Source organism: Streptomyces sp. NPDC001480 (assembly GCF_042894725.1).
Classification (GTDB): domain Bacteria; phylum Actinomycetota; class Actinomycetes; order Streptomycetales; family Streptomycetaceae; genus Streptomyces.
This window is the reverse complement of the sequence record NZ_JBIAVX010000011.1, coordinates 380,980-388,558: the sequence shown is the minus strand read 5'-3', so window position 1 is coordinate 388,558 and position 7,579 is coordinate 380,980. Positions and strand designations below refer to the sequence as shown.

General features: G+C 71.7%; 6 protein-coding genes. 3 read left to right on the top strand and 3 right to left on the bottom strand.

Annotated elements, in window-relative coordinates:
• The 3 genes from ACFY01_RS28410 to glgB form a co-directional block, all read left to right on the top strand.
• Positions 1-525, top strand: a 525-nt coding sequence (locus ACFY01_RS28410; RefSeq protein ID WP_390738564.1) for an alpha-glucosidase C-terminal domain-containing protein, incomplete at its 5' end; no start/stop codon positions are given.
• 91 nt (positions 526-616) lie between these two features.
• Complete coding sequence (locus tag ACFY01_RS28405; RefSeq protein ID WP_390738563.1) at positions 617-2,017, top strand: maltokinase; 1,401 nt, start codon at positions 617-619, stop codon at positions 2,015-2,017.
• A gap of 135 nt (positions 2,018-2,152) precedes the next feature.
• Positions 2,153-4,411, top strand: coding sequence for a 1,4-alpha-glucan branching enzyme (gene glgB, locus ACFY01_RS28400; protein ID WP_390738584.1), 2,259 nt, complete (start codon positions 2,153-2,155; stop codon positions 4,409-4,411).
• Here the strand turns inward: glgB and ACFY01_RS28395 are convergent.
• The 3 genes from ACFY01_RS28395 to ACFY01_RS28385 form a co-directional block, all read right to left on the bottom strand.
• Positions 4,386-6,626 carry a HelD family protein gene (locus tag ACFY01_RS28395; protein ID WP_390738562.1) on the bottom strand — a complete coding sequence of 747 codons (2,241 nt, stop codon included), beginning with the start codon at positions 6,624-6,626 and terminating at the stop codon, positions 4,386-4,388. The two genes, glgB and ACFY01_RS28395, sit on opposite strands and share 26 nt — an antisense overlap.
• A gap of 170 nt (positions 6,627-6,796) precedes the next feature.
• Complete coding sequence (locus ACFY01_RS28390; protein ID WP_390738561.1) at positions 6,797-7,129, bottom strand: thioredoxin family protein; 333 nt, start codon at positions 7,127-7,129, stop codon at positions 6,797-6,799.
• Positions 7,126-7,554: a MerR family transcriptional regulator gene (locus tag ACFY01_RS28385; protein WP_390738560.1), complete on the bottom strand. Its 429-nt coding sequence runs from the start codon at positions 7,552-7,554 to the stop codon at positions 7,126-7,128. Before ACFY01_RS28385 ends, ACFY01_RS28390 begins: the two co-directional genes overlap by 4 nt.
• Positions 7,555-7,579: the final 25 nt, after the last annotated feature.

Below are 7,579 nucleotides of genomic sequence, written 5' to 3'. Positions count from 1 at the left end.
TACTACGGCGACGAGATCGGCATGGGCGACAACATCTGGCTCGGCGACCGCGACGCCGTGCGCACCCCCATGCAGTGGACCCCCGACCGCAACGCGGGCTTCTCCTCGTGTGACCCCGGTCGGCTGTTCCTGCCGACGATCATGGATCCCGTCCACGGTTACCAGGTCACCAACGTCGAGGCCTCCATGGCCTCGCCGTCCTCCCTGCTGCACTGGACCCGCCGCATGATCGAGATCCGCAAGCAGAATCCGGCCTTCGGACTGGGGTCCTACACCGAACTGCCCTCCTCCAACCCGGCCGTCCTCGCCTTCCTCAGGGAGTACGAGGACGATCTGGTCCTCTGCGTACACAACTTCTCCCGCTTCGCCCAGCCCACCGAGCTGGACCTCAGCCGGTTCAACGGACGGCACCCCGTCGAACTGTTCGGCGGTGTCCGCTTCCCGGCGATCGGTGAACTGCCGTATCTGCTGACCCTCGCGGGCCACGGTTTCTACTGGTTCCGCCTCCGTAAGGAAGGCTCATAGAAGCCCGGGTGGGGCGGTTTCCGCCGCCCCACCCGGGGCACGCAGAAGTAACCACCCCGACGACCCGACGACGGGGAAAGGACGTGACGCCATGGCGGAAACGGTCACCCCCTCCGGCACCACCACAAGTCCCGGCCAGATCCTCGCGTCGCTCGATCCACTGCTGCGCGAGTGGCTGCCGAGGCAGCGCTGGTTCGCGGGCAAGGGACGCCCGGTCACCGGTTTCACACCGGTCGCGGCCACCGAGCTGCTGCCCGGCGACGCCCGGCTCGGCCTGTACCACCTGCTGGTCCAGGCCCACCAGCCGGCCGCGCTGGGCTCCCCGCCCCGCCCCGGCGACTGCTACCAGCTCCTCATAGGCGTGCGCGAGGCGCTGCCGCCCCGGCTGGCGCCCGCGCTGATCGGACACGTGGCGGAGGGCCCGCTCGCCGGACGCACGGTGTACGACGCCCTGTACGACACCCGGCCCGCCGAGGTGCTCCTGGAGGCCCTGCGCTCCCAGGCCCGCATCGGCGGGCTGCGCTTCGACCGGGACCGGCGCCAGGAGATCCGCGAAGGACTCGTGGCCCGGCTGATGACCGCCGAGCAGTCCAACACCTCGGTGGTCTACGGAGATACGTTCATTCTCAAGCTGCTGCGCCGGGTGGTGCCCGGGGTCAACCCCGACCTGGAGATCCCCCTCGCGCTGGCCCGGGAGGGCTGCGCCCGGGTGCCCGCGCCGACGGCATGGCTGCACGCCGAGCTGGACGGCGACGCCGACTCCTATGTGCTGGGCGTGCTCCAGCCGTTCGTGCGGGGCGCGAGCGACGGCTGGGAGCTGGCGCTGCGCGAGCTCGCCAAGGGCGAGGACTTCACCGCCGAAGCGAGGGCGCTGGGCCGGGCCACCGCCGAGGTGCACACCGCGCTCGCCCGGGCCCTGCCCACCGTCACCCTGGGCCACAGCCAGCTGCGGGTCCTCGTCGACGGCATGGTGGCGCGGCTGACAGCCGCCGTGCAGGCGGTGCCCGCGCTCGGGCCGTACGAGACCGGGCTGCGCTCGGCCTTCGAGGCGCTGGCCGACCTGGCCGCCGAGGGCCGTACCTGGACCGCCCAGCGCATCCACGGCGACCTGCACCTCGGCCAGTGCCTGCGCTCGCCGTCCGGGCAGTGGTCGCTGATCGACTTCGAGGGCGAACCGGCCCGGCCGCTGGCCGAGCGGCGCATGCCGCAACCGTCCGTGCGGGACATCGCCGGAATGCTCCGCTCCTTCGACTACGCGGCTCATTCCGTCGGTCCTGCGGCTCCGGACTGGGCGACGGCCTGCCGGGCCGCCTACTGTTCCGGTTACACCGAGGTCGCGGGCACCGACCCGCGCACCGATCCCGTACTGCTGCGCGCCTACGAGACGGACAAGGCGATCTACGAGGTCGTCTACGAGGCCCGGCACCGACCCGACTGGCTCCCCGTACCCCTCTCGGCGGTCCACCGCCTCGCCACGTCCGACCTGACCTGACCTGCCCCTCGCCCAGGAGACGCGTCCGTGACGTCCAAGAAGTCAGCGTCCGAGAAGCACAAGTCCGCCAAGAACAAGTCCGGGCAGAGCAAGTCCGGCAAGCAGAAGGCGCCCGCGCAGGCCAGGCCGCCGGAGATCGAGACCGGGACCGCGCCCGCTCCCGTGCCGGCCCCCGCGCCCGCGCCCGCGCCCGAGGTGGAGGTCGCCGTCTCCCCCGCCGTCGACGCCGGTGACCGCGAACGGCTGCTGCACGGCACCCACCACGACCCGCACGCGGTGCTGGGCGCCCACCCGGTGCCCGGCGGGATCGCCTTCCGGGCCTTCCGCCCGTACGCGCGTGCGGTCACCGTCGTCTCCGGCGAGCTGCGGGCCGAACTGCACGACGACGGCGACGGCTTCTTCTCCGGGCTGCTCCCGCTGCGCGAGGTCCCGGCGTACCGGCTGCTGGTGTCGTACGAGGGGAACGTCCACGAGACGGCGGACGCCTACGGCTTCCTGCCCACGCTCGGCGACCTGGACCTGCATCTGATCGGGGAGGGCCGGCACGAGCAGCTGTGGCAGGCGCTCGGCGCGCACCCCACGACCCACCAGGGGGTGACGGGCACCCGGTTCGCGGTGTGGGCGCCGAACGCGCGGGGCGTGCGGGTGGCGGGGAGCTTCAACTTCTTCGACGGCACCGGCCATCCGATGCGCTCGCTCGGCTCCTCCGGGGTGTGGGAGCTGTTCGTGCCGGACCTCGGCGAGGGTGAGCTGTACAAGTTCGAGATCACCCGCCCGGACGGCTCGCGTACCCTGCGCGCCGACCCGATGGCCCGGCGCACCGAGGTGCCGCCCGCCACATCGTCCATCGTGACGGCCTCGCGCCACGAGTGGGGCGACGAGGAGTGGCTGGCCCGCCGTGCGGAAAGGCCGGTGCACGAGGCGCCGTTCTCGGTGTACGAGGTCCACCTGCCGTCGTGGCGGCCCGGTCTCACCTACCGGCAGCTCGCCGAACAGCTCCCCGCCTACGTCAAGGACCTGGGGTTCACCCATGTCGAGCTGATGCCGGTCGCCGAGCATCCCTTCGGCGGCTCCTGGGGCTACCAGGTCACCGGCTTCTACGCGCCCACGGCCCGGCTGGGCACCCCCGACGACTTCAAGTACCTGGTGGACAGGCTGCACCAGGCGGGGATCGGCGTGATCATGGACTGGGTGCCCGCGCACTTCCCGCGCGACGACTGGGCGCTGGCGGAGTTCGACGGCCGGCCGCTGTACGAGCACTCCGACCCGCTGCGTGCCGCGCATCCCGACTGGGGCACGCTGGAGTTCGACTTCGGCCGCCGCGAGGTGCGCAACTTCCTGGTCGCCAACGCCGTGTACTGGTGCGAGGAGTTCCACATCGACGGCCTGCGCGTGGACGCCGTCGCCTCCATGCTCTACCTCGACTACTCGCGCGAACCGGGCCAGTGGACGCCGAACGAGCACGGCGGCCGGGAGAACCTGGACGCGGTGGCCTTCCTCCAGGAGATGAACGCCACCGTGTACCGGCGCTGCCCGGGCGTGGTGACCGTCGCCGAGGAGTCGACCGCCTGGGACGGTGTCACGCGGCCCACGCACCTGGGGGGCCCGAGCGGCTTCGGCGGGCTCGGGTTCGGGCTGAAGTGGAACATGGGCTGGATGCACGACTCCCTGGAGTACATGAGCCACGAGCCGGTGCACCGCAAGTACCACCACCACGAGATGACCTTCTCGATGGTGTACGCCTACAGTGAGAACTACGTCCTGCCCATCTCCCACGACGAGGTGGTGCACGGCAAGCGGTCGCTGGTGTCGAAGATGCCGGGCGACTGGTGGCAGCAGCGCGCGGGCCACCGCTCCTACCTGGGCTTCATGTGGGCGCACCCGGGCAAGCAACTCCTCTTCATGGGCCAGGAGTTCGCCCAGGGCGCCGAGTGGTCCGAGGCGCACGGCCCCGACTGGTGGCTGCTCGACCCGGCCTACGGGGCCGAGTCCGACCACCGGGGCGTGCGTGACCTGGTCCGCGACCTCAACGCGGTGTACCGCCAGGCCCCCGCCCTGTGGCAGCTGGACACCGATCCGGCGGGCTTCCAGTGGGTCGTCGGGGACGCGGCCGACGACAACGTCGTGGCCTTCCTCCGGTACGACGCCGAGGGCACTCCGCTGCTGGCGGTGTCGCACTTCGCCCCCGTCGTCCGTCACGACTACCGCCTCGGCGTCCCCGACGACATCCCCGCCTGGCACGAGGTCCTCAACACCGACGCGGCCCGCTACGGCGGCGGTGACGTCACCAACCCCGATCCGGTCAAGCCGGAGGCGACCGCCTGGCACGGCCGCCCCACGAGCATCCGGCTGACCCTGCCACCGCTGGCTACGGTGTGGCTGCGGCCTGCTTGAGCCCCTCGGGCAGGTCGCCCGTGTGCAGCACCCCGAGTCGCTGGGTGGCCCGGGTGAGGGCGACGTAGAGGTCGCTGGTGCCGTAGCGGTTCGGCTCGACCACCAGGACGGAGTCGAATTCGAGGCCCTTCGCCTGGCGCGGGTCCAGCAGGACGACGGTCCGCGTCAGGTCGGGCTCCGCGCCCGCCGTGACGCCGTCGAGCCGTGCCGCGAGACGGCGGTGGAGGTCGTGGGGGGCGATCACCGCCAGCCGGCCCTCCGTGGGGGTCAGTTCCAGGACCGCCTTCTCCACGGCGGCGGGAAGGTCGTCCGTCACGTGCCGCACCCAGGGCCGTTCCCCGGTCGAGCGGACGGAGCTCGGCGGGGTGAAGTCCGGGTTCTCGGCGCGGACCACGGCCGCGGCCAGGTCCATGATCTCGGACGGGGTGCGGTAGTTGACGCCGAGGCGGGTGTGCTCCCAGCGGTCCTCGACGTACGGCTGGAGGATGTCGGCCCAGGAGCCGACGCCGGCCTCCTCCGCGGTCTGCGCCGGGTCGCCGACGAGCGTCATCGAGCGGGTCGGGCTGCGCCGCATCAGCAGCCGCCACGCCATCGGTGACAACTCCTGCGCCTCGTCGACGATGATGTGCCCGAACGCCCAGGTCCGGTCGGCCGCCGCGCGCTCGGCGGCGCTGCGGAAGTCCGTCTCCTCGTGCCGCTCGGCGAACCGCTCGGCGTCGATGATGTCGTGCGCGGACAGCACCTCCGAGGACTCCGGGTCGCTGTCCTCCTTGTCCTCGAACTCGTACGTCCGGGAGGCGTAGGAGACGTCCAGTACGCCCTGCGCGTAGGCGATCTGGGTCTCCCGCTCGCGCTCGGCGCGGGCCCTGGCCGTCCGGTCGTCCTCGCCGAGGAGTTCGGCCGCCTCGTCGAGAAGCGGTACGTCCGCCACCGTCCAGGCCCGGGTCACCGGGCGCCGGATGGCGTCGGCGTCGGCCTCGGACACGTATCCGTCGGGCTCGGCGAGGAAGTCGGCGACCAGCCGGCGCGGGGCCAGCCGCGGCCACAGCTGGTCGATGGCGGACCAGACCTCGGGGTTCTCGGCGAGCTCGTCGCGGATCTGGGTGATGTCGGAGGCGTCCAGCAGGCTGCTGCCGTCGTACGGGTCGGTGCCCACGCGCTCGGCGTACAGCTCGGTGAGCGCGTTGAGAATGTGCCCCTCGAAGTGCTCGCGGGCCGCGTTGTGCGGCAGCTTGGCGGCTCGGGTGCGTTCGCGGGCGACGTTCACCAGGCCGTCGTCGAGCATCAGCACCTCGCGGTCGTGCTCGATGGCGATCACCGGATCGGGCAGCGCCTGCCGGTCGCGTACGACGGCGGCGAGCACGTCGGCCATGTCGGCGCGGCCCTTCACGGCGGCCGCCTCGGGCGTGTCGGTCGCCGTCGCCTTCACACCGGGGAACAGTTCGCCGACCGTCGCCAGGAGTACGCCGGTCTCGCCGAGGGAGGGCAGCACCTCGCCGATGTAGCCGAGGAAGGCGGGGTTGGGGCCGACGATCAGGACGGCGCGCCGGGCCAGCAGCTCCCGGTACTCGTAGAGGAGGTAGGCGGCCCGGTGCAGGGCGACGGCCGTCTTGCCGGTGCCGGGGCCGCCCTCGACCACCAGCACCCCGCGGTGCGGGGCCCGGATGATCTCGTCCTGCTCGGCCTGGATGGTCTGCACGATGTCGCTCATGCGGCCGGTGCGGGCGGAGTTCAGCGCGGCCAGCAGCACGGCGTCGCCGGTCGGGTCCTCGTGCCCGGTCCTCTCCCGGTCCCCGAGGTCGAGGATCTCGTCGTGCAGGTGGGTGACGCGGCGCCCGTCGGTGGCGATGTGCCGGCGCCGGCGCAGACCCATCGGGGTGTGGCCGGTGGCCAGGTAGAACGGACGGGCGACGTCGGCCCGCCAGTCGATGAGGACGGGGGTGCGCTCGGCGTCGTCCCGGCGCAGCCCGATCCGGCCGATGTGGTGCTTGACCCCGGAGGTCAGGTCGATGCGGCCGAAGCAGAGCGAGCCGTCCACCGCGTTCAGCCCGGCGAGCAGCCCCGAGCGCTCGGCGACCAGGATGTCCCGCTCCAGCCGGGCCTGCATTGGCTTGTCACCCTGGGCGAGGGCGTCCGTGACGGAGTCCTCCGTGTCGCCGCGAAGGGCGTCCACGCGCGCGTACAGTCCGTCGATGAATTCCTGCTCATGACGCAATTCATCGTCCGGAAATTCGGTGTTTGACAATTCCACTCCCGCCCGGATATACTGTGCTCACTGAACTTCTCCGCGATCTCGTTCCACTGAAGTCGCGAACCATTGAATATACGCAGAGAAATCCCCCGAGCGCAATTGCTCGGGGGATTTCTTCGTGGGCCGGGCCGGGGTTACAGCACGTCGGACAGCTCGTCCAGGAGCCTGCGCTTCGGCCGCGCGCCCACCATCGACTTCACCGGCTCGCCGCCCCGGAAGACCATCAGGGTCGGTGTCGACAGCACGCCGTACGCGATCGTGGTCTGCGGATTCCGGTCGACGTCCAGCTGGACGACCCTCAGCCGGTCACCCTCCTCGAACGCGATGTCCTTCAGCACCGGCGCCAGCTGCCGGCACGGCCCGCACCAGTCGGCCGTGAACTGCACGAGCACGGGAAGTTCGGCGCCGATCACCTCCGCCTCGAAATCCGCGTCCGTCACCTCGTCCAGGCCGCTCACCTTGGTCACCGTATCCGCCCTCCCAGTTCGCACCCGGGTTCCGGACCCCCCGGAACCAGCGCCTCGGCGGCCAGCTCGCCCATGGCCTGCTCGGCCCGCCTCAGCTGCCCGGCGACCTTCGCCCGGACCGCTGTCAGCTCGCCGATGAGCTCGTCGAGCTCGGCCAGCTTGCGCCGGTAGACCGCCAGCGACGCCGGGCACGAGTCGCCCTCCGGGTGACCGGCCCTGAGGCACTCCACGAACGGGCGTGTCTCCTCCAGGTCGAACCCGAAGTCCTGGAGCGTCCGGATCTGCGTGAGCAGCCGCAGGTCGTGCTCGTCGTAGGTGCGGTGCCCGAGGTCGTCACGACGCGCGGGCAGCAGCCCGCGCGACTCGTAGTACCGCAGCGTGCGCGTGGTGGTCCCGGCCCGTGCGGCCAGTTCGCCGATTCGCATACCCGCGACCGTAGGCCTTGACGCC

What these genes read in the sequence shown, in the direction of transcription:
- ACFY01_RS28385 (WP_390738560.1), bottom strand. Translation starts at nt 7,554, where the DNA reads ATGCGAATCGGCGAACTGGCCGCACGGGCCGGGACCACCACGCGCACG.
- ACFY01_RS28405 (WP_390738563.1), top strand. Translation starts at nt 617, where the DNA reads ATGGCGGAAACGGTCACCCCCTCCGGCACCACCACAAGTCCCGGCCAG.